This window comes from Saccharibacillus endophyticus, assembly GCF_013185185.1.
Taxonomy (GTDB): domain Bacteria; phylum Bacillota; class Bacilli; order Paenibacillales; family Paenibacillaceae; genus Saccharibacillus; species Saccharibacillus endophyticus.
The window spans coordinates 140,648-167,348 of record NZ_JAAZWE010000006.1 but is presented as its reverse complement, the minus strand read 5'-3'; the positions used below and the strand labels follow the sequence as shown (position 1 = coordinate 167,348).

Sequence of the window (26,701 nt, the reverse complement as noted above, 5' to 3'; positions counted from 1 at the left end):
AACCAATATGTCCAATGCAGCGTCCAATATAAAGAGATGTTAATCATTGAAAGGGGCAGAAGGTCATGCAGAAGAAGAAAGGCCTTTCCTGGAAAGGCATTGCCGCTGCCCTGACAGCGTTGTTTTTACTGCCTGGGTGCTTTTCGGACGGCAGCGGGGAACCGTCTGCAGAAGAGCCGGAAGAAGGCGTATCCAGCGGCTTGAAAAGCGGAGAAGCAGAGAACGCGAACACGCTGCGAATCGGAATCGTCACCGGAGAAGCCAATGATCGTTATTATCGGGAAACCTATACCGATATTTATGAATATATGCATCCGGAGCTGGAGATCGAGATTGTACCCGCGATTGATACGACGCGTTATCGCTATATGGATCCGGATTCGGAGCAGGTTCGAACCCGGGTTCCTCTTGAAGAATTGCAAAAGTTAACGGAAGGAAGCGAGTCGGTCGACGTATTGATTCTCGACTCGGAGATGCTGCGTTCGGCGGTTGAAAAGGACTGGACGGAGCCGCTTGCTACATATATGGAAAAAACAGGCGAATCGGAAGAAGCGTTTGCTCCTGCCGTAATCAACGGACTGAAGGATCTGGGCGGAGGAGAACTTTACGCGCTCGCGCCCGATTATGCTTCGTCCGCCTTGTATTATAACGTCGATTGGTTTGAACGAAATAACGTGAAACCGCCTGAAGACGGCATGACTTGGGACGAGGTATTCGCATTGGCGCGTGCAGCCGGCGGCGAGGACGAAGAAGGGAAGGCGGCTTACGGTTTATCTTTTACCCCGACATTGGCAGAAGATCCTTTATGGGCGATACGTGCTTATACAGAGCCGCTGGGCCTCTCTACGTTCGATTTGGAGTCTGAGGAGATGACGGTAAACACGCCGCAGTGGCTGGAACTCTGGACAACGTTAGCGGATATGACCAAACAAGGCGCGATTCCGTTAGCGCTTCGTTCGGAGACGGATCCCGAACAGTATGATCCGTTTGGGGGAGACCTGTTCCTTGGCGAAAAGGTAGCCATGACGCTTGCGGATAGCCGTTACGCCTCCGATCTGCAAACGGCAGCGCGGAATGCGGAACGCATCAACGGCTTTGATCCGTTTGAATGGAAAACCGTGACGGTTCCCGTGCATCCCGGAAAAGAAGACATCGGTTCGGGTGTGCGGCTTGGAGATACCTTCTCGATTGTCTCGTCAAGCACGCACAAAGACGAGGCTTGGGAATTTATTCGCTTCATCACGGGAGAACGCGTGCAGGAGATGGAACTGCATGATCCGTACCGGATGCCGAGTCGTTTGGATGCGATCGCGTTGGACGCGGAAAAGAATGGCTATAGAAGCGAAGCTTTCACGAAGCTCCGGCCTGCCGAACCGATTGCGGAGCGGGAAGATCGCGCTATTCAGAACAATCCGCAATTGTGGCAGATCGGCGATACCGGAAGACGATTGTTCCAGCGGGTGCTGGAAGGGGAAATCCCTGCACGACAAGCCTTGGAACAATGGGAGAATGAAGGGCGTCGCTGGTTAAAAGGCCCGTTTACGGAGGAGGGAACGCTGGCATTCGGCCCTTGGCCTTCGCAGTGGCAAACCCTGCTTGCAGCGTTGAACTCGAAAATCTCTTGACTTACTTGGTCAAAAAAGCTATACTATTCATTGTCGCTGTTCGAAATAACAGCTTGCACAATGTCGCGGGGTGGAGCAGCTCGGTAGCTCGTCGGGCTCATAACCCGAAGGTCGCAGGTTCAAATCCTGCCCCCGCAATTACAGTTTGGCTGTCCCGAACCAGCCTTACGGCTGCTTTGGAACCAGGACCCTTAGCTCAGTTGGTTAGAGCTACCGGCTCATAACCGGTTGGTCACAGGTTCGAGTCCTGTAGGGTCCATTATGGCGAATCCCCTTACTCCTTGCGGAGTAAGGGGATTTTTGCGTTTCTTTTGCTTATACGACTTTAGTCCCTTATGTTGTAAAAAGAATTCGTTTATTGTCGAAAAAAATCGTATTATATTTCCGATATAAAAGATAAGAAGACGCCGGTTCCGGCGGCCATTTTGCTGTCGAGGAGAAGAAAACCATGAAAAGGAATTCGGGAAGGTTTGCCAAAGGGATAAAATTATCCACCGTTATCGGTTTGCTATCGGTGTTTATTCTTCTTTCGTCCGCGGGAATCGGATCGCTGGCCAGTTATACGAACGGACGCGACGCGCTGGCTGCCCAAACGCTGAGGTTGAACGAATATCATGCCGAAGAACTGGCAAGGATCGGAAGTACCGCGATCGAAACGATGCAGAAGTCTTTGCAGGAAGCGGCCGCTTTTGCCGCGACCGCGGATTATACGCCGTAGATGGCGCAGCGTGATTTGGAATATTTCAAAAAGTCGAACGGCTTTTTCAACTCGGTCGTCATCATTAACGAAAAAGCGGTTCTGAGCTACAGTGCTCCCAATCTCGGTTTGACGGGGAAAAAGATTGCGACTCCGCAAATCGTTCAAGCGCTCTCCGCTAAAATCCCTTCCATTTCTTCTCCTTACGTAGGACCGACCGGACGATATTTGGTGACGGTCAGCCAACCTTTGTTTGCTCAAGACGGCACGTATTACGGAATAATCGCAGGATCCATTTATCTCAAAGAAGAAAATCGGCTCGGCGAAATTCTCGGTACCCAAAACCGAAAAGACGACGGCTCTTATTTTTACGTGATCGACGAATCGAGTAAATACGTGTATTACCCCAACGAAAGACTGATCGGCGAAACGGCGAGCGATTCGCTGGAGCAGCAGGCCTTTTCGGCGAGAGAAATCGGATTGGCAGCGATCGATCAGCAGGACGGCGATCGATACCTGGCGGGTTATGCGACGATTCCGCAAACCGGCTGGCGCGTCGTATTTCAGACTCCTTACGAAAACGTGCTGGGGTTCGCCGAAGCATCCACGCTCGAAACCAATATGTATATGCTTCCGGCGGTGGTTATCGTCATCCTGATCACTTTGTATGTTTCCCATAAATTGTCCTTGCCTTTGAATATTCTGGCGCGGTACACCGAAAACATGGCTAACCGCAGATCGCCGAAGGAAATTCCCGACGTCGATGCGTGGAATTACGAGACGAAGATGCTGAAAGAAGCAATTTTGCTGGCCGATAGAAAAAGCCGCGAGGCGGAAGCTTATTTGCTTCGCGAAGCGAACCACGATCCGCTGACGAATCTTTTGAATCGCCGCATGCTGGAACGCGTGACGGAAGAGTGGATGGAGCAAAACAAAAAGTTTGCCGTCGTGTTTCTCGATATCGATCATTTCAAGTCCGTCAACGATACCTACGGACATCAAAAAGGCGATGAAGTATTGAAAGAATTCGGAGCTGTTTTGTCCGCTCAGACGGGAATCGACAACCGCTGCTTCCGTTACGGGGGGGAGGAGTTCGTGCTGCTGTTGCATGAGACCGGCGAAAAAGAAGCTCTCATGGCGGCGGAGCGAATCCGAAGCACCGTCGAGCGCAGCCTGATGCCTGTTCCGCGGACAATCACGATCTCTCTCGGCATCGCTGTCCGCAGCATCGAATCGGCTCCGGAAGTTTTGTTTCGAAAAGCGGACCTTGCTCTTTACCGGGCAAAGGAATCGGGTCGAAACCGAAGCGTATTGTTCGACTGAAAGCATCTGCGCGAAAACGAAAAAAAGCCTGCTGCAGGAGGAAAAGGAATATCCTCCCGAAGCGGGCTTTTCGGGCGCCGGGGCGCCGATCTTTGCCTTCAGATTGCGGAAAATACGATATTTCTCAACTTGCGCGTGATGGGCAGCGTACCCGCGTCTCTTTTTTGTACCATGAACAGGAAGGTCAGCTTATCTTGCGGACTGTTGGCGAAGTAAGCACCCAGCCAACCGTCCCATCCGTATTCGCCTGCGCTGCCCGTTAAACCGGCTTGTCCCGGGTGAGTCATGATGCGCATCTGATTGCCGTAGCTATGGCCGACGAGGGAATGCCAGCCTTCGAACCTTTTCTGCTGTCGGGAAGTCAGGCTCGGCGTCGTCATTTTTTGAACCGTTTTCGGATTGAGCAGCCGTACGCCGTTCAGTCGTCCTTCGTTCATCAGCATTGTCGTAAACTTCGCCGCATCGACGATTGTGGAAGCCAGGCCGGCGCCGCCCGATTCGAATGCAGGCTCGCGATCCAGTTGGTGCAGCACGCCCAAGTGGTTGTCCGCATACAGCTTCAATCTGCCTTCGCCGTCGTTTTGGACCGTTTTCGCCAGTCGGCTGCGTTGCGTTTCGGATAACCAAAATCCCGTGTCGACCATGTCCAGCGGTTCAAAGATTTCCTGTTGCAAAAACTCGCCGTAACGCTTCCCGCTCACCGTCTCCACAATGGCGCTCAGCACATCCGCGGAAGCGCCGTACGTCCAGTCGGAGCCGGGCTCAAAAGCCAGAGGGCCTTCGCCTAAGCGGCTGGCAAACTCCAACGTGCTCATCGGCGTGCCGCCGTGAAGACGCTGATTCAGTTCCTTGAACAGAGCGTCCGTATGCCGTCCGGCTCGGTTTTCTCCGCCGTATACCAGTCCCGAGGTCATATTCAGCAAATCCTGAATATTGATTTCACGCATCGCAGGTACGAGCGCTCCGTCTTTTTCCACCATCGGATTACGGAAGCTCGGGATGTAAAGGCTTACGGGATCAAACAGATCGATTTCCCCGCGCTCCAGCAGCATCATAATCGCAGTCGCGGTAATCGGCTTGGTCATCGAATACAGGCGGAAGATCGTATCGCGAGCCATTGGGCTTTGATGATCCAAATCAGCGAATCCGTCTTGATGGTAAAACACTTCCTCGCCATCTTGAATAACCATCAGATTAGCGCCCGCAATTTCGTGGTTTTCGATGCTTTTTCTCAGTATTTGATGCAATTGATTGACTGTACGTGCTTTCAACATATTCATTAACGTCCTTTCTTCGATCCTCTTCCGATAAATCGTAAGCCGATTTTGAAAGTTTGTACAGAAGATAATTGGGCTTTTCTTTCTTATTTCCCGGGCAATGTACGTTTTATGTCCGCAAACTTTTCCGATATCCGCTCGGCGTGCGTCCGGTGAACTTTTTGAACTGCCGCATAAAGTGCGTTTCGTTGTCGTATCCGCATAGATTCGAGATCACGCCAACAGGTTGAGCACCGTTTTCCAGCAGATACTTCGCGAATTCCAAGCGGCTATGGATCATATCGAGCGACACGGGACAGCCGAACAGTTCCTTGTAGACATGTTGAAAATGGGAGCGACTCAAGCCGACTTCCGCTGCCAGTTCGTCGATCGTGTATCGCTGCTGCGGCGTGCTGTAGAGTCGGCTTCGGATTTCGGACAGCTGCGGGAAATAACGATCCGTCCGTTCGGGCCTTGGGCGCAGGCTGCGCAAATTGCCCAGCTTCATCAGAAAGCCGGTCAAGTCGGACGCGATAATTCGTTCTTGCAGCGGGCCGCCGAGCCAGACGCTGCGTTGAAGCTCCATCACCAGGCGCGACAGGGAAGCCGAATAGACGGCAGGAACGGGTTCGTCCAGCGGCAATTTCAAGTCGCTGAGCAGCGCTTCCGCTTCTTCTCCGCCGAAATGCAGCCAATCGTTAACGAAGGTGCGGTCCAGATTGCGGTAACGATAAGGAGTATCCGGCCGGAAGATCATCCACGTATCCGGGTTCGCGATCAGGCTTCGACCCGTAAGTTCGATTTGCGTCCGGCTTTTGAACAAGACGAAAACATAGTAGCCCGAACCCTGCGGACGATCGATCAAAATCCCTTCAGGATGGGTCGAATTGAAGCCGCACTTTACCAGCTTGAGCATAGGAGTCTCCTCTCATTCGCACAATGTGTCAGTTTTCGCTCATTATAGATTATCGCTTTATGTCCCTGCAAGATTTTATAGTAAAGAGGAAGGTACAAGGATGATCACTTTGACGAGGGAGTGAAGATCGGCATGAATACGAATGTAGAAAAGCAGGCGGGCAAGCCCATCAACAGCGAAGATCGGATGTGGCTGGAGAGTACTTGGGATAAACTTCAAACCAAAATGTCGGCAGAATGTGCTCGAATCGGCGCGAATATTCCTTATATCCCGGTGAACGGACGTTACGAGGATTTGGGCGAAAAAGATATTTACTGGTGGACGAACGGTTTTTGGCCGGGGATGCTGTGGCAGATGTATCAGGCAACCGGAGACGGTGCTTACCGGACGGCGGCGGAGCAGGTCGAGGAACGGTTGGATACCGCGCTTCACGGCTTCGACGGTCTGCATCACGACGTCGGATTCATGTGGCTGCATTCGGCGGTTGCCGATTATCGGCTGACCGGCAATCCGCGCTCGCGGACACGGGGACTGCACGCAGCGAATATTTTGGCAGGACGCTACAATCCGGCGGGGCAATTCCTGCGCGCATGGAACGATGATCCAGGCCATAATCGATCGGGTTGGATGATTATCGATTGCCTGATGAACATTCCGTTATTGTACTGGGCAAGCGACGAAACGCAGGACCCGAGATACCGGGATATCGCCATTTTGCATACGGATACGGTATTGCGTACCACGCTGCGGGGAGACGGTTCGTCGAACCATATCATGATCTTTGACCCGGCTGACGGTTCGGTGTTGGAAAATCCGGGCGGACAAGGATTCGAAAGCGGTTCTTCATGGAGCAGAGGACAGGCCTGGGCGCTCTACGGCATGGCTTTGAGCCACCGTCATACGGGAAATCAGGATTATTTGGATGCCGCCAAGCGTATCGCGCATTATTTTATCGCCAATGTCGCTTCGACAGGAGACTTGCCGCTGGCAGACTTCCGCGCGCCTGCCGAACCGGTCGTGTACGATACGACGGCAGCGATGTGCGCGGCATGCGGGTTGTTGGAGATTGCCGAAGCCGTGCCCGACCATGAGCGGAATATGTATATCAAAGCTGCACTGCGCATGCTTCGAGCGACCGAGGCGAAATTCGTGAACTGGAATCCTCAGGAGGACGGAATCGTCGGCGGGGGAAGCGTTGCTTACCACGGCGGCGAACACGAAATTCCGATCATCTACGGAGATTACTTCTTTATTGAAGCCGTGCTTCGTTTCTTGAATCAGGATAAGCACTTATGGTAGATCAACAAGAGATCGCAAGCGGAAAAGAAGCACGGCAGTATTGGCTGGATACGATGCTGACGATTGCGGACCCTGTATTGAACGCGCTCGGCGAACGTAAGTTAAAGGAATGCCTGCCGATTGATTTTCATCCGGATCGTGCTCCCTATGCGTGTCTGGAGGCGTTCGGACGTCTGATCTGCGGCATGGCACCCTGGTTGGAGTCGGAGGGGCTTGAAGGCGAGGAGGAGGCGCTCCGTGCGGCTTATGCGGAAAAGGTACGCAATGGCATCGACGCCGCGACCGATCCGGCTTCGCCCGATTACATGAACTTTTCCGATATCGGTCAGCCGCTGGTCGATGCCGCTTTTCTGGCCCATGCGCTGGTGCGTGCTCCGAAGATGATCGCCGGTCAACTGTCCGAGCCGGTCAAGCAGCGTCTGATGACGGAACTGCGCCGCACGCGCCGAACCGTTCCGCCGAAGACCAATTGGCTGCTGTTCAGCGCCATGGTCGAAGCGGCGCTGTATCTGCTGGGCGACGAAGAGCATGACCGGATGCGGATCGATCTGGCGCTGCATCTGCATCTGGACTGGTACAAAGGCGACGGCATGTACGGGGATGGCAAAGACTTTCATTGGGACTACTACAACAGCTTCGTGATCCAGCCGATGCTTGTGGATCTGGTAGGACTGCTTCGCGATACGTCGCCCGGTTACGCCGAGATTGCGGATACCGTGCTGGCGAGAGCCGCGCGTTACGCGTCGGTGTTGGAGCATATGATCGCGCCCGACGGCACGTACCCGCCGATCGGTCGTTCGATCGTCTACCGCTTCGGGGCGTTCCAGCATCTGGCGCAGGCGTCTCTTCAACATTTTTTGGAGGAAAAGATCGTGCCGGCGCAGGTACGCGGTGCATTGACCGCCGTGATTCGGCGCATCATGCAGGCTCCCGGTACGCTGGACGGGCAGGGATGGTTGACTCCGGGCTTGTACGGGCATCAGCCGGAGCTTGCGGAGGGGTACATCAGCGTAGGGAGTTTGTACTTATGCTCGACCGTGTTCCTGCCGCTGGGATTGTCGCCGGATGATCGCTTTTGGGCCGGGGAAGATGCGAAATGGACGTCGGTGAAGATTGCCGCAGGAGAACGTATGGTGGCGGATGGGGCTTTGTATCTTTGATCGGCTGCCAGGGAAGCGAAGCCTGCCCCTTTCGGGGTAGGTTTTTTGCGATCATAACAGGATTTTTTGAAAGATGAATCTTCGCTGTTGACATTATCTTTAATTCAAGATATGATAAGCACACATCGGAAATACTTCAAATTAAAGATTCTTAATATAAAATAAAAACGGAGGTTATCCACATGAAAAAACAAACGGCAGGCATCCACCATATCACCGCAATCGTAGGTCACCCTCAAGAAAACGTGGACTTTTATGCAGGAGTACTCGGACTGCGCTTGGTCAAGCAAACCGTCAACTTCGACGATCCCGAGACGTACCACTTCTACTTCGGCAACGACGGCGGCAAGCCGGGCACGATCATGACGTTCTTCCCTTGGGCGAATGCGTATCCGGGCAAGATCGGAGCAGGCCAAGTCGGCATCACCTCGTTCGTCGTGCCGGTCGGCTCGCTGTCGTTCTGGAAAGAACGCCTGACTTCCTTTAACGTAGCGGTTCGCGACTTTGATCGTTTCGGCGAAAACTATTTGGAATTCGATGACCCGCATGGTTTGCATTTGGAACTGGTAGAACGGGAGGAAGGCGAAGTGAATACCTGGACATTCGGCGGCGTTACCCCTGAGACCGCGATCAAAGGCTTCGGCGGAGCGACCCTGCTGTCGGCCGATCCGGAAAAAACGGCAGATTTGCTTGCGAACGTCATGGGGCTCGAATATGTCGGGCAAGACGGCGATCTGGCACGCTACCGCTCGACGTCGGATATCGGCAACATGATTGACTTGAAGCTTACCCCGATCGCTCGCGGCACCATGGGCGTCGGCACGGTGCACCATATTGCCTGGAGAGCGTCGGACGACGCGGATCAAAGGGAATGGCAGGACTATGTGGCGGATAACGGTTACGGCGTGACGCAGGTGCAGGATCGCAATTACTTCAATGCCGTGTACTTCCGCGAGCATGGCGAAATTCTGTTCGAGATCGCGACCGATCCTCCGGGCTTTGCGCACGACGAGACGCCTGAAAGCATGGGAACCGCGTTGAAACTGCCTGCACGGTACGAGCAATATCGGACACAGCTTGAACAGACGTTGATTCCGTTTGAAGTACGGGAATTGAACGAAGAAGGCAAGCAAGAGAAAAAGGAAGAAAAATAAGAAGCAACAACGAAAGGAGGCAGCGCGATGCCGACGACAGCGGGAATTCATCATATCACTTCAATGGTTAACTCTGCACAAAGAACCCTCGATTTCTATACGGGAGTATTAGGATTGCGGCTGGTGAAAAAAACGGTTAACTTTGATCGTCCCGAAGTGTACCATCTGTATTTTGGCGACCCGGCAGGTTCGCCGGGCACGCTGCTGACCTTTTTCCCATGGCAGAAGCAGCCGAAGGGAAGAATCGGGACCGGGCAGGTCGAGACGGCGGCACTGGGCATTCCGATCGATTCGTTGGTTTTTTGGAAGGAAAGACTGGAGCGCTTCGGCGTGGACTTCCGCAGTCGGATTTTGTTCGGAGAACCGGTATTATCTTTTGAAGATCCGGACGGGTTGAAACTTGATCTCGTAGGACGGACGACAATGCTTCGCGGCGAAGCTTTTGGGGCGATCGGAGAAAATGAAGCGATTATCGGATTGTCGGGAGCGACATTGTTAACGTCTGCGCCCGAGCGGACTGCAGATGTGCTTCAACGCATGTTGGGATTAAGCGAGATCGGTCGGGAAAATGGGCGGATTCGTTTTCAGGCTCATGGAGAGACCGGCAATAGAATTGACGTAATGGAGCAGGGTAAGGTTCGCGGATTGATGGGGGCCGGAACGGTCCATCATATTGCCTGGAGAGCGAAGGACGAGGCGGAATTGTTGCGCTGGCGCGATCAACTGGTCGAAGAGGGCTTCAAGCCGACCGAAGTGAAAAATCGCAATTACTTCGAAGCGGTCTATTTTAAAGAACATGGCGAAATTTTGTTTGAGATTGCGACCGACCCGCCGGGATTTGCCGTGGATGAAGCCGTACATCAATTGGGACAGCGCTTGATGCTCCCGCCGTGGCTGGAATCGGAACGTTCGCGCTTTGATCGTATGTTGCCCGAGCTTCAGCCGGTCGCGCCGTGATCGGGCGGGGCCGGAATACCGACACGAAGAAAGAGCCTGCCTTATAAAAGGAGCAGGTTCTTTGCGTGTGAGCCGATCAGTCGAAAATCTTCAGAATGATGCGGAAAAAGCCGAAAATCAATCTAGGAGCCCAAACCAGCAGTTCGAACAAAATTTCGAGCACGTCCCAAATCCCGTCGAATCTTCCCCTGCGCTCTCTGCGCTGACGCCTTGATTGCCATGCCATTCGTTGACCTCTCCTGTCGACTTGGAATGTATCGCTGCTTTCCTGTACGAAAAAAAAGGATAAAGGTTACATCGAAAATTCAAAAGCGCCCTAAGAAGTTTTTCTTTTTAGGAAAGAAAGGATAGAAAAACTGACATATAACTTATTACTTTACCCGATTTTTCTTCGCCGAAACGTTTCATCTTTGAAAAAAGTTTGCTTTTTATCACATCGGAATGCTAAAGTTAAGGTATTGCAAAAGGAGTACAACTTGATAGCCGTGCTTATTCAACAGTTCGGACTGTCCGTTTGTGGGTCCTTATTAAGGAGACTCATATGGAAATCGAAGAACGGAGCGTAACGAAGGTGCACGCGGACTTGCAGCGCATTTTTACGAATGGCTACTTTGTCGTGATTCGGGTGTACAGTTCAGACGAGCTGTTCGTGGGACAAATTACGGAACTCGATCTGGAAGGCGGAAAGCTGACCATCGGCAAATGGGGAGAATTGAAGGAACTCTCTATCGAAGACATCTCAAGTACGGAAGTTCCGGGCCACCAATACTAACACTCAGCAGGATACCTTGATCCTATATAGTAAGCAGAGCCTTTGCCATAAAAAAGGGAGCTGCTATAGAAGAGCCTCGTTCTTTTGAACGAGGTTTTTGTTTTTTTGTTTTGCGGAGAAGGGATCGGCATGATCGCCGCGCAAAAAAAAGGCCCGCCGAAGCGGACCTTTTTGAAATGAGAGTCGAATTAGAATTTTGCAGCCAGTTCAGCCGCTTGTTTAACGCCTTCTTCGATGATCGAAGCTGCGCGGTCCGGGAATTGGTTGTGTCCTTCGACAACAACGGTCTCAGGGTTTTGGATACCCCAGAAGCCCAGTGTGTTTTTCACGTAGTTGAGGGACATTTCCATGCCGCTCATCGGCTCGATGGAGTATACTCCGCCGCGTGCTTGCAGCAGGGCTACCTTTTTGTCCGTTACCAGACCTACAGGGCCTTCAGCCGTGTATTTGAACGTTTTGCCTGCTTGGTTCAGGTAGAAGAGGTAAGTCAGCAGTTGAGCCGGGATCGTGAAGTTCCACAGCGGGAATGCGAATACGACTTTGTCGGCGCCCAGGAATTGATCCAGGTACGTGTTAGCCAGACCTGCAAGGCGTTGCTCTTCCGAAGTCGCTTCGATGCCGTTGGCTGCTTTGTACAGACCCGTCATCATATCGTTATCGTAGTAAGGAAGATCGGCTTCGAACAGGTTCAGTTCAGTTACCAGATCGTTAGGATTAGCGGCTTTATAGCTTTGTACGAAGCTGTCGTACAGTTTTACCGTAGCGGATTGGTCAGCCGGACGGTTGTTTGCTTTAACGAAAAGAACGTGGGACATGGATAATTTCCTCCTGAACAATATCTTTAGTATTTACTTTCTTAATTATAGTATATGATGTAAAGGTAAGTGTCAAGACTTTTTGAAAAAAAGAAAGCGAGTTAGGTGCAAAAGATACGATCAACCTTTTATTCGTCTTTTTCGCTCTTTTTCGTAATTTTAATATAATCTTCAGGTTTCTATCAGGTACGCTTAAGCTAAACTGGATATATTAATGACACAACCCCTCTGTAACATAGACTTTAGCCCCGACGCCTAGGCGCCGGGGCTCTTTTTTTGCTTTTTACCTGATACGTTCCTTGTCTTTGATGATTCGCGCATACAAAAAAGGCTGCCCCGAAGCCGATCCCGACTTCCAAGACAACCTATTCCCAATCTTCTTTATTTAAAAGGCCCTGTTTCGAGCGAAGCGAGAGGGCGGAGGGAGGAGATCAGTGAAAAACGCCTTTGAACCCGGAAAACTTCTCCTCGAATTTCTCTCAGTCAGTTTTCCGGGTGAGACAGCGTTTTGAACGATCTCCTCCCGCAGCCCCGGTTTCGCACGAACAGGAATCAACCTTTTAAATAAAGAACGACAACCCCACAACAACCGCAACCGATCCCAACGTAAAGAACAGAATCGTGCGCAGCTCGCGAATCATGATCAGGCCTTCCTGCTTGTGATGGTCTTCCGTACGGTGCAAAGTTCCTTTAGACATGAATGTTTCCTCCTTTCCGGGCGAATTTAATTTCAGATCGCGAACCGGAAAAGGGTCAAAAACGAACACCTGAACTTGAGCGGCCTCAGCATCCGATGCTTGCAAAGGATCGGAATGCGCGACTTCGCATGGAGGGCATGCAGCGAGACGGCAAGGGCCGCCGCGGCGAAGCCGAGTTCCCAGCGCCATGCCGATCCGTCGGGAGCGGGCGTGTCATGGGAAACCGCGGGCGGCGCGTATTGATGCTGCTGATGATAGCCCGAGTGCCGGAGATCCGTATCGGAAGCATTGCCGCCCGTGCCGGCGAAACGAACGTCAGGCAAAAGCAAAAACAGCAGGCATAACGACAGAATGGCTATTTTTTCGCATAAACGACGGTCGTTTCCGCAAAGCCGCATGGCTGATCCTCCTTTCCCGAACTTCTGTCCCGCGTTTTGCCGGGGACGAATCTCTTTTAATTATCGTCGGAAAAAGCAAAAACGGTCAAGTCGCTCTTGCGCATGAATATTTTCATCCGAACAGCATAAATCCTGCCAGAACGAACAGCAGGACGAACAACACAAGCATAAATCCGAGCGTCAGATTAACGGCCAAGCGCGAAGCCCGGAAAACCTCTTCATTAATGTCCCGGCGTTTGCTCCGGTATTCATGGGTAGCGGCCAGCAACAGCGAAAGCGCGAAGATCAACGAGCCCATGCCGGCCACTACGGCGAAAACATGAGCTTTTTCGCCGTAAGCGGAGTTGAATGTCAGACCCGCCGCGAGAAAGCCTAATCCGGCGAAGGCAATGCAGGTGCGGATCCAGGCAAGGTAAGTGCGTTCGTTGGCAAGATGCTGCTGTACGTATTTTTGTTCGGACGGCGGCTGGCCGTTCGTCGATTTCATGTTCGTGGCCTCCGTTTTCGTTCGTATGAAACTTGAGCGGCAAGATTCCGGTCAAATGCCGCGGCGCTGCGCGGTCATTCGAAAACGAATTCTACCCGGGTGCCGTCCGGGTAATCTTCGAGCGCGTTGCCGACCCAGGAACCCGCTCCCCGGTTATCGGAAGGAGAAATGTATTCGATATCCGCACCCGTGCCGCCTTCTTCGCACATGGCCATCGGCCATTCGTCGCGGTCAAAGCCTTTTTTCGTCGGGATGCCGCGCAGCGAATCTTCCCGGTTCTCTTCGGCTCCGTCGCGATCAATCGTGCAAACGGCGGATTCGCCTTTGTTGATGGCGTTTTGGATATGGGCAGCGGTCTTCGGGTAACGGTTAACCGGGAATTCGAGCGTGACGACCTCGCCGGTGCGTGTGCCCGTATTGCCGAAATCAACATCCAGATCCAACAAAGGACCGACCGTTTTATAAATTTGAGGAGCGAACAAAGCCAGTACAATCGCGATCACAATCGTAATTAACGACGGTGCGCGCCCCTTTTTTTTGCGGGAATTCTTTTTGCTCACGCGAAGAAGCCTCCTTAGCCGGTAGTCGAAGCTTCATTATACCGGAAAAGAGGCTGTTTCGTGTACGAAAATTTGCCGACATCATAAGGAAACGTATCTGTAAAAACGAGATAAAATTAACGGTCGTATTCTTCGGAATCTTCCGGATCGACAATCAGGCTTTCGTCGTTGGTCAAGTTATCCCGGGTCACTTTTTCGAATTCGCCCGGATCGGTGTCTTCGTAGCGGGGATCGGCTTCGGGAATGCCGTCAGGGCCTGGCCCTTTGTCCTTCACTTCGGCTTTGGGATCTCTCGTCATGCTTCTCACCCTTTCTGCTGGTTTCTTAAAAGCTTACACGTTCTCCGCTTGAGTGAAACATTTCGTTAAATTCGATCTCCAAGCGTTCACAAATCGCGAATTCCAGCGTGCGGATGAGATTGAACGCGCTGCGCTTCGCGGCGAGGAACCCTTATCTTGAGAGTGTGAAAAAAAGGACGAAAACGAATGAAAACGGCATTAATCTGAGATTGCTAATTACGGGTGAAATCCTTAAAGTAAAGCGGTAGATTCTGCTTCGGGCGGTTAAGCATACCCGCGTTCGAACCTCTAAACTTACGACATCAACCAAAGAAGGAAGTAACCAACCATGACAGGCAAAATCAAAAGATTTCTGATCGGCAGACCCATGAAATCGAACGAACTCGAGGGCGAAAAGCTCGGTAAGCTCAAAGCGCTGGCCATTCTCTCGTCGGACGCATTGTCTTCCGTCGCGTACGGAACCGAACAAATTCTGATTGTCCTCATCTTGGCCGGAGCCGCCGCGCTCTGGTATTCTCTGCCGATTGCCCTGGCGGTGCTGGCTTTGCTGGCCATTCTGATCGTGTCCTACCGCCAAACGATTTTTGCCTACCCGACCGGAGGCGGCGCGTATATCGTCGCCAAGGATAACATCGGGAAATTTTCCAGCCTGATCGCGGGCGGCTCGCTGCTCGTCGATTACATCCTGACCGTAGCGGTAAGTTCCTCGGCAGGCACGGACGCGATCACGTCGGCTTTTCCGGCGCTGCATGACGACCGCGTGCTGATCGCGCTTGCCATGATCGTGTTCCTGACGCTGATGAACCTGCGCGGCGTGACGGAATCCGCCTCCGTGCTGGCGATTCCGATCTATGCGTTCGTCGTGTCGATTTTCCTGTTGATCATCATCGGCACGATTAATTACTTCACCGGAGGCGCGCCGGCAGCGGCTCCGCAGATGGAAGCGACCATCTCGAACGTCAGCTTGTTCCTGCTGCTGAAGGCGTTCAGCTCGGGATGTTCGGCGCTCACCGGCGTGGAAGCCGTCTCCAACGCCATCCCGAATTTCCGCGATCCGGCTCCGAAAAACGCGGCGGCCACGCTCGTGATGATGGGCCTGATCCTGGGCGCGATGTTTACCGGGATCACGCTGCTCGCTTATTGGTACGGTATTCGTCCCGACGAAAAAGCGACCGTCATTTCGCAGATTGCGGAGGCTACGTTCGGCCGCGGTTGGATGTACTTCGTGATTCAAGGCGTGACGGCGGTCATTCTGTTCCTCGCGGCCAATACGGCTTACTCGGCATTTCCGCTGCTGGCATTCATGCTGGCGAAAGACAAATACCTGCCGCATATGTTCATGGTGCGCGGGGACCGTCTCGGCTTCTCGAACGGAATCATTTTCCTGAGCGTCATGTCGGCGATTCTGGTTATCGTGTTCGAAGGCAATACGGATAGCCTGATTCCTTTGTATGCCGTCGGCGTATTTATTCCGTTCACGCTGTCTCAGCTCGGCATGATGATCCGCTGGATCAAACACAAGCCGAAAGGCTGGCAGGGCAAGCTGGCCGTCAATACGATCGGGATGCTGACCACGCTGTCCATTACGCTGATCTTCATTTTTACCAAGTTCGCGCAAGTCTGGGTCGTGTTCATCTTCCTGCCGATCGTCGTCTATCTGTTCGCGAAGATTTATCGGCATTACGAAAACACGGCGGATCAGCTTCGGATTGACCTTGCAGTCGACAAGCCGTGCGTCAAAGGCAATACGGTTATTATTCCGGTGTCGGGCATCACCCAGGTTGTTCGCAACACGGTGAGTTATGCCAAGACGCTGTCGGACAGCGTGGTCGCCGTGTATATCGGCTTCGACGACGAGTCGATTCGCAAGATGGAAGAGAAGTGGGAAGAGTGGGACCCGGGCATCCGCTTGATCGTGCTCAAATCGCGTTACCGCAGCATCATGCGTCCGCTTCGCAAATTCATTGATACGGTCGAGTGGAAAAAAGGCGAACAGGATAATATCACGGTGCTGATTCCGCAGTTTATCACGAAGCATTGGTGGGAAGCGGTGCTGCATAATCAGACGAGCTTGATGATGAGGGCTTATTTGCTCAACTATAAGGATGTTATCGTGACGACTGTGCCGTTTCACTTGCATAAGTAGAAGGAGATTTTATTCGCTTCTTGGAGACGCTGCGGGAGAAATTCGTTCAAGACGCTGTCTCACGCAGAAAACCTTTGGTTTTCCGCGTTCAAAGGCGTCTTTCACTGAATTTCTCCCTCTGCTCTTGCGTCGCGAATTGAATGGTTTGGGTCAGAAAGAGTAAGCCGCCGATTAGGATTCGGCGGCTTTTTTTATATGGAGAAATAAGAATTGTTTGCTTGATAAAGAACATTTGTTCGTATATAATTCAGATAGAGAACAAACGTTCTTGTTCGAATGGAGGTTTGAGTATGCCTACGAAATATATGGGAGAAGTCGTGGAGATCGTGTATATGGACAAGGACGGGAAGTTATCGCAGCGAAGGATCGAAGTGCACGGCATCCGCGGCGAGTTGGTGTATTCGACTTGTTTGACGAGCGGGGAACGGAGGACGTTTCGCAAGGATCGGATTCTTGCATGCAAACCTTCGCCTTTTCGGCGGCGGGAGACGGGAAAGAACAATCGCTCCATCACTTTGCACGGGTGAGATTTATTTCTTATCGTTTGCTTGCTGCCTGGAACAAGACACGGCCGATCACGTACAACGGTTCGACTTATCTGCCGATGCATGCAAGCGACAAAATGTTCGCAGCCGGAAGCCTGAAATAATACAAAAAGGCTGCCTCGATTCGAGGCAGCCTTTTAAACATCGTTGCAAAAGAAAAGGCCGTCCCGAAGGACGGCCTTTCTACCCATGGCGCTATTGCTTTCTTTGCTTCCGTATCCCGCGCCACCGGGCAATCTCTAATTAAAGAGCTGCACCGGCTTGGGTAAGGGATACGTTCAGCATACTGTTACAGATGTGAACGCACCTCCTTTCTTGTTGGGATTATATTAGCACAGTGTAAACGCGCTGCCAACCCTTTTTTCAATAAACTTTTCCAAATTTTTGTTCTCTATATTAAGGAATAAAAAGGTGAAAAATTCACAAAAGTTCTATGTAAGGAATTGCGCTCGCCGAATAATTAATCTATAGATTCTAAGTCTCTCTCTAATATTTTGACGAATTTCGTCGATAATAAATAAGGTTGGCGCAAGCTCCTGAATGAAAGCGGAGTTTGTGCGTATTTTGGTCGAACAATTATAGATAGGAGAGAGACAAAGAATGAAATTTTCGATCCAAACCAAGTTACTGAGCGGGTTTTTGGGTGTAATCCTGCTGCTGGTAGTGGTAAGTTTTGTGTCGCTGAGCAATCTGAACGGAATGGGGAACCAGGCTAAAGAAGTCAATGACAAATGGATGCCGAGCGTAACGTTGCTGGGAACGATTAATGGCGACGTGTCCGATGTGGAACGCCTCGTATTGAATATGATTGTCGAGAATCGTTCGAGTCAATTCACTTCGATCTTGGAAAGCTACACTGCGCTTTTGGAAAAGATCGAGCTGGAGCGCACGCAGTATCAAGCTTTGATCCGAAGTGATGAAGAACAAAAGCTATATGATGAGTTTTCTACGAACTATGATGCGTTTCTTGCACAACTTCCAACGTTGATTCAAGCCGCTCAGAACAATCAAGCGGAACAAGCCAAGGAAATGCATCGCAGTGCCTATCCTGCTTGGGAAACGGCCAATAATGCCATCATGACTCTGATTCAATTGGACAACAAAAGAGCCACGGAGATGACTTCGGTAACGGTAGAACGGGCAAGCAGCGCGACCACCGCGATTATCGTGCTGAGTGCGGCTGCCATCGTATTGGCTGCTCTGATCGCGGTTCTGTTGGGCCGCATGATCGCAACGCCTCTGAAGCGCGTGCAGCAAGCCGCCGAACGCATAGCGGAAGGCGATTTGACGGGAGAAGCCATCAAGGTGCGCGGACGCGACGAGATCGGTGCTTTGGCAGCGTCCTTCAACTCCATGACGCTCAACCTGCGCGAACTGATCCAGTCGGTAGCCTCTTCTTCGGAACTGGTCGCGGCTTCCTCCGAACAATTGACGGCAAGCGCCGAACAGAACAAAATGGCATCCGAGCAAATCGCGGCAACCGTGCAAGAAACGGCGGCGGGTACGGTTCGTCAGGTAGACATTGCCGAGACTTCTTCGCAAGCGATGCAGGAAATGTCGATCGGCGCGGAACAGATCGCGGAACGCGCGCAGACCGTTGCGACTTCGGCTGCCGAAGCGGCGCACAAATCCGAAAGCGGTAACCAGGCGATCCGTCAGGCGATCAGCCAGATGGACTCGATACGCGAATCGGTAACGTCCATGAGCGGCGTCGTGAAGGAACTGGGTACGCGTTCGGAAGAAATCGGGATGATTACGAGCGATATTACGGCAATCTCTTCGCAAACGAATCTGTTGGCGCTCAACGCGGCTATCGAAGCGGCACGCGCAGGGGAAGCCGGTCGCGGATTTGCAGTCGTTGCTGACGAAGTGCGCAAGCTGGCGGAACAATCGTCCGAATCGGCCAAACGAATCACGGAACTGGTCTCGTTGATCCAAGCCGATACGAGCAGCGCGATCGAAGCCGCCGATGCGAACGACCGCGAAGTATATAAAGGCATCGAGATGGTATCGGCCGCCGGCGAAGCGTTCGAAGATATTCTTGAAGCCGTCGGCAAGGTAGCTGGCGATATTGAAGAAGTGTCGGCCGGGGCGGAAGAAATGTCCGCCAGCACGACCGAAATTCTGCACTACGTGAACCAAAGTTCGACGATTGCCGGCGAAGCATCTTCGGGAATGACCGAAGTATCGGCTGCGACCCAAGAGCAGTTGGCTTCGATGGAAGAGATCGCGTCGTCTTCATCTTCTCTGTCGGAGACGGCCGAACAGTTGTATACCAATGTAAACCGCTTCAAAATCTAACCTTAGCTTTGCCCTTTGCGATAGAGGGTTGGCGTTCGCAGGACAAGGCCATCATCGTATGCGAGTGGTTGTATTCGTAAAATGAAGCCACTCGTGTACGGCTTTTTATTGACATAGTAAAGAAATACATGCTATGATCTTTGAGGTCGGCAATAAAGGATTCCGTTCAATATGCCGGGGTGGTGGAATGGCAGACACAGCAGACTTAAAATCTGCCGGGAGCAGTCCCGTACCGGTTCGAGTCCGGTCCTCGGCATCTGTAAGGGAAGAACGTCGTAGATCTTTTACTTCAAGTAGAAGATGTACGGCGTTTTTTGTGTTGCAGCGGCGGATCAGATGCTATAATAATGGATAACAAGAAAGTAAGCGCTTAATTTCTTGCTGCTATGCGGTTCGTTTGCATGGGCTGCCTGGCTTTCCGATTACATACACAGGCGAACGGAGGCACGATATGAATAGCAATGAAGCCATGGAAGCGAAGTCGAACGGAATTACGGGATCAAGCGTTGAGCAGCGAGATCGGATCGTGGAAGCCTTGGACAAGGTAACCCGGAGGCTTATGAATTTGCAACGCCCCGATAACGAAGATGAATTGAAAGCGCTTGACGGGGATGCCGCGCGTCGAGGTTATTTCGCACGCGATTTCGGAATGGATGTCTGGGATTGGCCCCAAGGCATAGGACTTTACGGACTGGCTAAAGTCGGCGCTTACTTCGAAGACGAGCGTTTTTCCGAGTATGCCAAGCCATGGATGAGCCAGCGGCTGGAAGAAGGACTGCCGAGCCGTAACATCAATACGACAGCACCGCTGTTATCGCTGATGGAACTCCCGGAAGCCGAGGCACTCAGTCTGGAATGGGCCGAGTGGTTGGCAAACGGATTGCCGAGAACCGAAGAAGACGGCTATCAGCATGTCACCACGGGAGCTACGGCTGCCGAAGTTACGTTGAACGAGAATGAAATCTGGATCGACACCTTGTTCATGGCGATTTTGTTCACGGCCCGAATGGGAGTTAAATATGATCGGGCCGATTGGCGACAATCTTCATTGCATCAGCTGCTGTTGCATATCAAATATTTGTATGACCGGAAGAGCGGACTGTTTTTCCACGGCTGGAACTTTACCGGACGACATAACTTTAGCGAAGCATTTTGGTGCCGCGGTAACGGATGGTTCACGCTGGGGCTGCCGGAATATATCGATCTGATGCGTCCGTATCTGGACGAAGGCATTCTTCTCTATCTGAACCAGACTTTCCGATCCCAAAGCGAAGCTTTATTACAGCTACAGCATAAAGACGGTCTTTGGCACACGTTGTTGGACGATTCGACGAGCTACACCGAGACGTCGGGTTCTGCCGCTATTGCAGCAGGCATGCTGTTCGGGGTACGGCGCGGTCTGTTGGATGGGCATTTTGCCGAAGCGGCGATGAAGGCGGTTGAGGCCGTGTTGGCGCGAGTTGGAAAGGATGGATCGGTGGAGGGGGTATCCGCAGGCACGCCCATTGGGAAGTTGCGCGAGGACTATGCGCAGATCGTCATGGCACCGATGGCTTATGGTCAGGCACTGACTATTGCTCTACTCGGCGAGGCACTGTACCGAAGTTAAGTGGCTGATTGCTGAAAGCCTATGTTATAATGGCGAAAAATCGCGAGGAGAGACGGAGGAACGCTGCCGTCTCTTTGCCCCGGTCGTCATCATTATATCGTTCCGATGATTCAAAGGAATTTGAATCGTTAACGTGCGAGAAGGGAGTCGTCCATTGTCCCGAACATGGTATCGACGGCTATTGCTGTCTTATTTTCCGATTTTTTTGCTCACCGTCACTATTTTGATTTTTGCTTCTTTCGTGTTCGTGAACGATATTTCTCGTCAAGAGACGAAGAAAGCCGACGGCGTCGCTTCTCGCTATCTGGTGGATAATGTGGATCGCGCCGTACAAGAGGCTGAAATATCGGTGCTTGAAGCAGTGGAAGAGACATCGGCTTACAAAGCTTATTTTAACGAACCAGACGGAGGCCGAACAGCCAATGTCTACGCGATCGCGCGGAGCTTGCGCAGCATGACGGATGCTTCCATGTACATCGAGTCGGTCTATCTCTATGATCGGGTAAATGAAAGCGTTTTAACCCAAAGCGGGCGTGCAGATGCTGCCGGCTTTTCCGATGCGGACTGGCTCAAGCAGATCAACTCGGGCGAATTGGCGCCGGGCTGGCAGCCATTGCGGGAGTATGCCTCGGGCTTCTCGGTGCAGCCGATTCGGGTGCTGACCATCAACAAGGATATGCCGCTTCCGTTCGGAACGGACGGCGTGCTGGTCATTAATTTGAAAATGAGCGCGTTGGAACGCCTGATCGACAACATGGTCAATGAACAGTTGTCGTTTGTCACGATTGCCAATGCGAATGGAGATTTGGTTTATCAGGCCCATGCGGAAGACGGGAATGGAAAAGCACTCAACGAGCTGAAGCTGAATCGATTAGGTTGGACCTTCTCCAGCGGGATTCGTGCAGCCGGCTTGTTCGGATGGGTGTCCGTGATCTCTTATCTGTGGGTTGCGATTGCGGTCGGAACGGTAGTCTGCGCGATTCTGTATCTGATCTACATCACACGCCGCAATTACAAGCCGGTGCAGGTGATCATGAATCGAATCGAAGCGTATCAGATTCGCGCCATGGATCAGGGGGGCAAACGTACGGATGAACTCAAGCTGATCGACGGCGTACTGGAGAATCTGATTCACCATACCCAGGATTATGAGCAGAAAAGTCGGGAGAACGAGCTGCTTCAACGCAGTCGGCTATTTACCGAGCTGCTGCGAGGAGAGCGTACCGAGCAGGCCATGGGCAAACTCGAAACGTTTTCTCCATTCATAGGAGTCTCCGCATCTTCGCGTTTTGCCGTTGTCGTTCATGAGATTGAGCGGTATGAGAGCGTCTTCCGGGATCGATATACGCGAGGCGACCAGAATACGCTTAAATATGCACTAATGAATGTTTTTCAGGAACTATCCAGAGGAGCAAAGCTGCAAGCTTGGGCCGAATGGGTCGGAAGCGACCGGCTGGCGGTGATCTTCCTGGCCGAAGAAGACGATGCCGCAACGACGGAAGAGCTTCGCCGATTGGCCGAAAGTTATAAGGAATGGGTAGCCAGCCATCTTCGGTTGTCTCTGTGCTGCGGGATCGGTCCGATCGTGCAATCAGCCGAGCGTATTCGATCTTCGTATGAAGCCGCCGAGTCCGTCATGCGGCATAAGCTGCTTCTGCACGATGACGTGATGCTGGCAGATACCGAGGATTCCGCTCCTCGATTGCTGGAGACTTATCGGTATTTACAGACGATCGCGGAGTTGGTCAAGCAGTTCCGGATGTCGAACGGTCAATGGCGGGAGCAGTTGGATCTGTTGTTTGCCGAATTCGAACGCGACTTCGTTAAGGATGAGGCGATTCTTTCGCTGATCCAGGCTTTGCTGCAAATGCTGGGTCGCGAAGTCGCCGTCATGTCGGAAGGGTTGGAAGAAGGGTTGTCGGATGCGCAGACGGCAGAGCTCGAACAGCGGCTTCAAGATGCCGCAACATTAGCAGAGGTCAAAAGCATTCTGGCAGATCACTTGACCGATTTGTTCCGTCTGTACGTCTCTGCAAGCGAAACGAAAAGCTATCGGGCGATGGTCAGCGAGATGAAGACGTATATCGAAGAAAATTTCGCCAATCCCGATCTGTCCCTCAAGCATCTCAGCGATCGGTTCCAAATCTCGGGCAAGTATGCCAGTTATCTGTTTAAGACCGAATTCGATATGAAGTTCGTGGATTTCGTTACCGAACTGCGCATGAAGGAAGCCGAGCGATTGCTGCTGGAGAGCGAATGCCCGCTTCAGGATATCGCTCTTCAGGTGGGATATGCCAATGCGATTACGTTCGGTCGCGTGTTCAAAAGGATATCGGGGATTACGCCGGGGGATTATCGCAGGCAGAAAAGGAATGTAATGAATGAATTGCGTTAATCGCGTTCGAAAAAACACCCTACTCGCACTGCGAGCCCTTCACGCCCCAAGAAGGGTTCGCCTACCGGTCTCGACCTCCCGGCGCGGTTAACGCACAAGTTCGTCTCCACGAACCGATCGAGCCCTGCCATACGACTCTTTTAACAATCTTCAAAAACACGCGCATGCGAAAGCCGCATTTGCCGCTTATTCTCCTCCGGAGAAAAGCGCTGCGATGCGGCTTTTTCGCGCAAAAAACATGAATACGAATTCAGTTCATTGCACGAAAAGAGTTTATCGACATCTCTTTTCCATACGATGTAAGCGATTTCTTTATTGATTTGTTTACGAAAAAAGTTGATTGGGCGAAAAAAGGCAGGGCGATAAACCGAAAGGTAGATTTTGCCCGTAGAATGGCATCCGAAAGAGGTTTATTGCAACCCGGCGTCGTGATATGGAATACTGGGGTCACTCCGAATCGACCGCATAAGCTTGCCGGACGGAGGCCAAAGATTTTCCGATAGTCCTGCCATACCACAGAAAAAGGAGATGGGAAAATGACACGGAACACGCGTAGAGGGGTCATGAAAAAAGCGATGGGGGCCGCACTTGCCACAGTAATGGGCGTCGCGCTGCTGTCGGGCTGCAGCGGCTCTGCTTCCAATGAAGAAGCGGCGTCGGGATCGACAAGCACGAACGGGGAACGCGTTACATTAAAGGTAGAAGTGTTCGACCGGGGAAACAGCCCATCGCCGCACACGATCACCAACAATTGGCTCACGCAATACGTACAGAAAGAATTCGGCGATCCGAATAACATCGATGTCGAATTCGTGCCGATCCAGCGTTCGGAAGAAACAACGAAGCTGAACGTACTGATGGCGAGCGCAAGCGATGTACCGGATATCGTATTCGTGTACGACTCCAGCGTGTTCTTCCGTTATGCGCAGCAAGGCGGCTTGACGGATGTCGGCCCGCTCCTTGAAGAGAACGGTTCGAACATCAAATCCTACTTGGGCGACGATACGTTGAAGTTCGGTCAATTGGAAGGCACGCAGTTCGCGATTCCGGGCAAACGGGCCATCACGGCACGTTACAACTCTTATATCCGCCAAGACTGGTTGGACAAGCTGGGCATGAAGGCTCCGACCACCACGGACGAGCTGTACGAAACGTTGAAAGCGTTTAAAGAGAAAGATCCGGGCGGCGTAGGCTCCAAAGTCATCCCGATGGGCATGGCGCTCGCGCCTGCTCAATACGAGCCGCTGATCTATTCCTTCATCAAACCGGTTCAAGGCGACCTGACTTACAGCCAACGCTACGAGCTTCCGCTGCACGAAGGGTTCAAAGAATCGATGCAGTTCCTGAACAAGCTGTATAACGAAGGCCTGATCAGCCAGGACTTCAGCCTCGACGAAGAACGGGAGCAGTTGAACAAAGACTTCCAAAACGGCCTGACCGGATTCATGACGGAAGACGTCGGACAGATCCTGTACGCGGACGGCACGCTGGACAACCTGTACAAAAACCTTCCGGACAGCAAAGTCGTCGCGCTCGACGCTTTGACGAACGACAACGCGGACGGCAAACATATCAAATCGCGCTACGGCACGAACGGCATGTACATCATGATCCCGAAAAGCAGCAAACGCTCGGTCGAAGCCGTCAAATACTTGGATTGGATGACGTCCGGTAACAATCTGCTCACCATGTCTACCGGCGTGGAAGGCGAAAACTACGATATGGTCGACGGCATTCCGGTCATCAAGGAAGACGCGTCGCAGGAAATCAAAGACCGCGTCTATAACGGAGGCGATATGGCGATCATGGCCAACGGCAAAGTGATAGGCGACCAGGAAATGAACGAAAAAGCATGGATCGCCGGCTTCCCGAAAAACAATCAGGAACTGATGAGAGAATCGATCGACGTCGCGAACGCGGACACGGTCGGCCCGATCGTCTTCGACCGTCCGATCGAAGCCGAATCGAAATACGGCACGGCGCTGAACGACAAGCTCAAAATCATCATCGTACAGTCGGCCATGGCGAAACCGGATCAGTTCGAAGCGGTCTACGAACGCGAAATGAACGACTACATGAACATCGGCGGCTCCGCGCTCAAAGAAGAATTGGAACAGGCTCTGCAAGCTCAAAACTAAGCCTAATAAGCATAGATAGAACGGATCGGGGCAAACGCCAAACTTTGAGCCTGTTGCCCCGGTTTCATTTTCAGACCGGATCAGAGCCTTATCCATTCAGGCGACGAGACCCGATCTGTCCGCGAGGAGGAGACCCACTTGACTTTGACCAAAGCGACTCAAGCAACCAAAACGGGAGATTTCGGCAAAAGAAAGTCTTATATCAAACGCTACTGGCAGCTTTACGCGCTTCTCTCGCTGCCGATTGCCTACTTCCTGATTTTCCGTTACGGCCCGATGTACGGGGTACAGATCGCGTTTAAAGATTTCAACTTGTTCCAAGGCATCAACGGCAGCGAATGGATCGGTCTTGAGGCGTTCCGCGAAGTATTCGCCATGAACGATTTTTACATCACGCTGCGCAACACCTTCATGCTGAATTTTCTTGATCTGCTCGTCTCGTTCCCGGCTCCGATCATTCTGGCGATCATGTTGTACGAGATCCGGAATGCTTGGTTCAAAAAAATCTCGCAGACCCTGCTCTACATTCCCCACTTCATCTCCTGGGTCATCATCGGCGGGATCGTGTATCAATTGTTCGGCACCCAATCGGGGATGGTCAATACCGTCCTTCAAGCGATGGGCATGGACGCGATTCCGTTCCTGACCGACAAAAACTCGTGGTTGATCACGTATCTGTTCACGGGCGTATGGCAAAGCGCGGGCTGGGGAACGATTCTGTACCTGGCGGCTTTGACGGGCGTCAACAGGGAATTGTTCGAGGCTGCGGACGTCGACGGGGCGTCGCGGATGAAGAAAATCTGGCATATCACCCTGCCGAGCATCAAGCCGACGATCATCACGCTCCTGATTCTCAACCTGGGCAAAATGGTCAGCATCGGCTTCGACCGTCCTTATATCATCGGCAATACGGCGGTGCGCGAATATTCGGACGTGCTCAGTACCTTCGTGTACCGAATCGGCCTCGAAGCCGGGCAGTACACCTTGGCAACCGTCGTCGGATTGTTCCAGGCGATCGTCGGGCTCGTGTTCATTCTGGGCTCCAACTATATTTCGAAAAAAGTGACGGGAGACGGCATCCTGTAAAGCGAATGCGGCTCTCCGTTTGTCATATCGATCTGCATGTTCCAAGCAACCGCCGCGGCGGAATC

24 protein-coding genes and 3 tRNA genes are annotated in these 26,701 nt (G+C 52.2%); 18 read left to right on the top strand and 9 right to left on the bottom strand.

Annotation, left to right across the window (positions count from 1 at the left end; all coding sequences use genetic code 11):
• Window positions 1–65: 65 nt before the first annotated feature.
• The 5 genes from HRQ63_RS20585 to HRQ63_RS20565 all read left to right on the top strand — a co-directional run bounded on the left by HRQ63_RS20585 (window position 66) and on the right by HRQ63_RS20565 (window position 3,645).
• The gene (locus HRQ63_RS20585) at window positions 66–1,625 is read left to right on the top strand and encodes an ABC transporter substrate-binding protein (RefSeq protein ID WP_172247054.1); all 1,560 of its coding nucleotides are present in this window, start codon (window positions 66–68) and stop codon (window positions 1,623–1,625) included.
• A gap of 64 nt (window positions 1,626–1,689) precedes the next feature.
• A tRNA-Met gene (locus tag HRQ63_RS20580) sits at window positions 1,690–1,763 on the top strand.
• 47 nt (window positions 1,764–1,810) lie between these two features.
• Window positions 1,811–1,884, top strand: a tRNA-Ile gene (locus HRQ63_RS20575).
• A 189-nt stretch (window positions 1,885–2,073) separates the two neighbouring features.
• Window positions 2,074–2,343, top strand: a complete 270-nt coding sequence (locus HRQ63_RS20570) for a hypothetical protein (RefSeq protein ID WP_172247053.1) — start codon at window positions 2,074–2,076, stop codon at window positions 2,341–2,343.
• On the top strand, window positions 2,344–3,645 hold the full coding sequence (locus tag HRQ63_RS20565) for a sensor domain-containing diguanylate cyclase (protein ID WP_172247052.1): 1,302 nt from the start codon (window positions 2,344–2,346) through the stop codon (window positions 3,643–3,645).
• Window positions 3,646–3,743: 98 nt separating this feature from the next.
• On the opposite strand, the gene HRQ63_RS20560 is transcribed toward HRQ63_RS20565, so the two are convergent.
• Together HRQ63_RS20560 and HRQ63_RS20555 are read right to left on the bottom strand one after the other, a co-directional pair.
• Complete coding sequence (locus HRQ63_RS20560) at window positions 3,744–4,925, bottom strand: serine hydrolase domain-containing protein (protein WP_229714079.1); 1,182 nt, start codon at window positions 4,923–4,925, stop codon at window positions 3,744–3,746.
• 106 nt (window positions 4,926–5,031) lie between these two features.
• A complete protein-coding gene (locus tag HRQ63_RS20555; RefSeq protein ID WP_172247051.1) occupies window positions 5,032–5,817 on the bottom strand; it encodes a helix-turn-helix domain-containing protein in 786 nt (261 codons plus the stop codon).
• 132 nt (window positions 5,818–5,949) lie between these two features.
• Here HRQ63_RS20555 and HRQ63_RS20550 point away from each other — a divergent pair, with 132 nt between their 5' ends.
• The 4 genes from HRQ63_RS20550 to HRQ63_RS20535 all read left to right on the top strand — a co-directional run bounded on the left by HRQ63_RS20550 (window position 5,950) and on the right by HRQ63_RS20535 (window position 10,387).
• Complete coding sequence (locus HRQ63_RS20550; protein ID WP_172247050.1) at window positions 5,950–7,116, top strand: glycoside hydrolase family 88 protein; 1,167 nt, start codon at window positions 5,950–5,952, stop codon at window positions 7,114–7,116.
• The gene (locus HRQ63_RS20545) at window positions 7,110–8,276 is read left to right on the top strand and encodes a DUF2264 domain-containing protein (protein ID WP_172247049.1); all 1,167 of its coding nucleotides are present in this window, start codon (window positions 7,110–7,112) and stop codon (window positions 8,274–8,276) included. The genes HRQ63_RS20550 and HRQ63_RS20545 overlap by 7 nt, the downstream gene beginning before the upstream one ends.
• 182 nt (window positions 8,277–8,458) lie before the next feature.
• The gene (locus tag HRQ63_RS20540) at window positions 8,459–9,430 is read left to right on the top strand and encodes a ring-cleaving dioxygenase (RefSeq protein ID WP_172247048.1); all 972 of its coding nucleotides are present in this window, start codon (window positions 8,459–8,461) and stop codon (window positions 9,428–9,430) included.
• Between the two features lie 27 nt (window positions 9,431–9,457).
• Window positions 9,458–10,387, top strand: coding sequence for a ring-cleaving dioxygenase (locus HRQ63_RS20535; RefSeq protein WP_172247047.1), 930 nt, complete (start codon window positions 9,458–9,460; stop codon window positions 10,385–10,387).
• Window positions 10,388–10,463: 76 nt separating this feature from the next.
• Here HRQ63_RS20535 and HRQ63_RS20530 read toward each other — a convergent pair whose 3' ends face one another.
• On the bottom strand, window positions 10,464–10,613 hold the full coding sequence (locus HRQ63_RS20530) for a hypothetical protein (RefSeq protein ID WP_172247046.1): 150 nt from the start codon (window positions 10,611–10,613) through the stop codon (window positions 10,464–10,466).
• Between the two features lie 315 nt (window positions 10,614–10,928).
• Here HRQ63_RS20530 and HRQ63_RS20525 point away from each other — a divergent pair, with 315 nt between their 5' ends.
• Window positions 10,929–11,159 (top strand): hypothetical protein, encoded by a 231-nt coding sequence (locus HRQ63_RS20525; RefSeq protein WP_172247045.1) that lies wholly within the window; start codon window positions 10,929–10,931, stop codon window positions 11,157–11,159.
• A 188-nt stretch (window positions 11,160–11,347) separates the two neighbouring features.
• Here the strand turns inward: HRQ63_RS20525 and HRQ63_RS20520 are convergent, their stop codons facing one another.
• From HRQ63_RS20520 to HRQ63_RS20495, 6 genes are all read right to left on the bottom strand, one after another.
• The gene (locus tag HRQ63_RS20520; protein ID WP_037289827.1) at window positions 11,348–11,974 is read right to left on the bottom strand and encodes an FMN-dependent NADH-azoreductase; all 627 of its coding nucleotides are present in this window, start codon (window positions 11,972–11,974) and stop codon (window positions 11,348–11,350) included.
• A 560-nt stretch (window positions 11,975–12,534) separates the two neighbouring features.
• Entirely contained in the window at window positions 12,535–12,672 is a 138-nt protein-coding gene (locus HRQ63_RS20515; protein WP_172247044.1) for a hypothetical protein, read from the bottom strand.
• Between the two features lie 32 nt (window positions 12,673–12,704).
• On the bottom strand, window positions 12,705–13,070 hold the full coding sequence (locus HRQ63_RS20510) for a hypothetical protein (protein WP_172247043.1): 366 nt from the start codon (window positions 13,068–13,070) through the stop codon (window positions 12,705–12,707).
• A 112-nt stretch (window positions 13,071–13,182) separates the two neighbouring features.
• Window positions 13,183–13,557 carry a YidH family protein gene (locus HRQ63_RS20505; RefSeq protein ID WP_172247042.1) on the bottom strand — a complete coding sequence of 125 codons (375 nt, stop codon included), beginning with the start codon at window positions 13,555–13,557 and terminating at the stop codon, window positions 13,183–13,185.
• Window positions 13,558–13,631: 74 nt separating this feature from the next.
• The gene (locus HRQ63_RS20500; protein ID WP_371873199.1) at window positions 13,632–13,994 is read right to left on the bottom strand and encodes a NucA/NucB deoxyribonuclease domain-containing protein; all 363 of its coding nucleotides are present in this window, start codon (window positions 13,992–13,994) and stop codon (window positions 13,632–13,634) included.
• Between the two features lie 239 nt (window positions 13,995–14,233).
• Window positions 14,234–14,416, bottom strand: a complete 183-nt coding sequence (locus HRQ63_RS20495) for a hypothetical protein (protein WP_172247040.1) — start codon at window positions 14,414–14,416, stop codon at window positions 14,234–14,236.
• A gap of 328 nt (window positions 14,417–14,744) precedes the next feature.
• Here HRQ63_RS20495 and HRQ63_RS20490 point away from each other — a divergent pair, with 328 nt between their 5' ends.
• The 8 genes from HRQ63_RS20490 to HRQ63_RS20455 all read left to right on the top strand — a co-directional run bounded on the left by HRQ63_RS20490 (window position 14,745) and on the right by HRQ63_RS20455 (window position 26,636).
• Window positions 14,745–16,562 (top strand): APC family permease, encoded by a 1,818-nt coding sequence (locus tag HRQ63_RS20490; RefSeq protein WP_172247039.1) that lies wholly within the window; start codon window positions 14,745–14,747, stop codon window positions 16,560–16,562.
• A gap of 290 nt (window positions 16,563–16,852) precedes the next feature.
• Window positions 16,853–17,089: a hypothetical protein gene (locus HRQ63_RS20485; protein WP_172247038.1), complete on the top strand. Its 237-nt coding sequence runs from the start codon at window positions 16,853–16,855 to the stop codon at window positions 17,087–17,089.
• Window positions 17,090–17,707: 618 nt separating this feature from the next.
• Window positions 17,708–19,408, top strand: a complete 1,701-nt coding sequence (locus tag HRQ63_RS20480) for a methyl-accepting chemotaxis protein (protein WP_172247037.1) — start codon at window positions 17,708–17,710, stop codon at window positions 19,406–19,408.
• Between the two features lie 173 nt (window positions 19,409–19,581).
• Window positions 19,582–19,664, top strand: a tRNA-Leu gene (locus HRQ63_RS20475).
• Window positions 19,665–19,859: 195 nt separating this feature from the next.
• Complete coding sequence (locus HRQ63_RS20470; protein WP_172247036.1) at window positions 19,860–21,017, top strand: glycoside hydrolase family 88/105 protein; 1,158 nt, start codon at window positions 19,860–19,862, stop codon at window positions 21,015–21,017.
• Between the two features lie 154 nt (window positions 21,018–21,171).
• Window positions 21,172–23,412 (top strand): helix-turn-helix domain-containing protein, encoded by a 2,241-nt coding sequence (locus HRQ63_RS20465; protein ID WP_172247035.1) that lies wholly within the window; start codon window positions 21,172–21,174, stop codon window positions 23,410–23,412.
• A gap of 536 nt (window positions 23,413–23,948) precedes the next feature.
• Entirely contained in the window at window positions 23,949–25,550 is a 1,602-nt protein-coding gene (locus HRQ63_RS20460; RefSeq protein WP_172247034.1) for an extracellular solute-binding protein, read from the top strand.
• Between the two features lie 144 nt (window positions 25,551–25,694).
• Entirely contained in the window at window positions 25,695–26,636 is a 942-nt protein-coding gene (locus HRQ63_RS20455) for an ABC transporter permease (RefSeq protein WP_172247275.1), read from the top strand.
• Window positions 26,637–26,701: the final 65 nt, after the last annotated feature.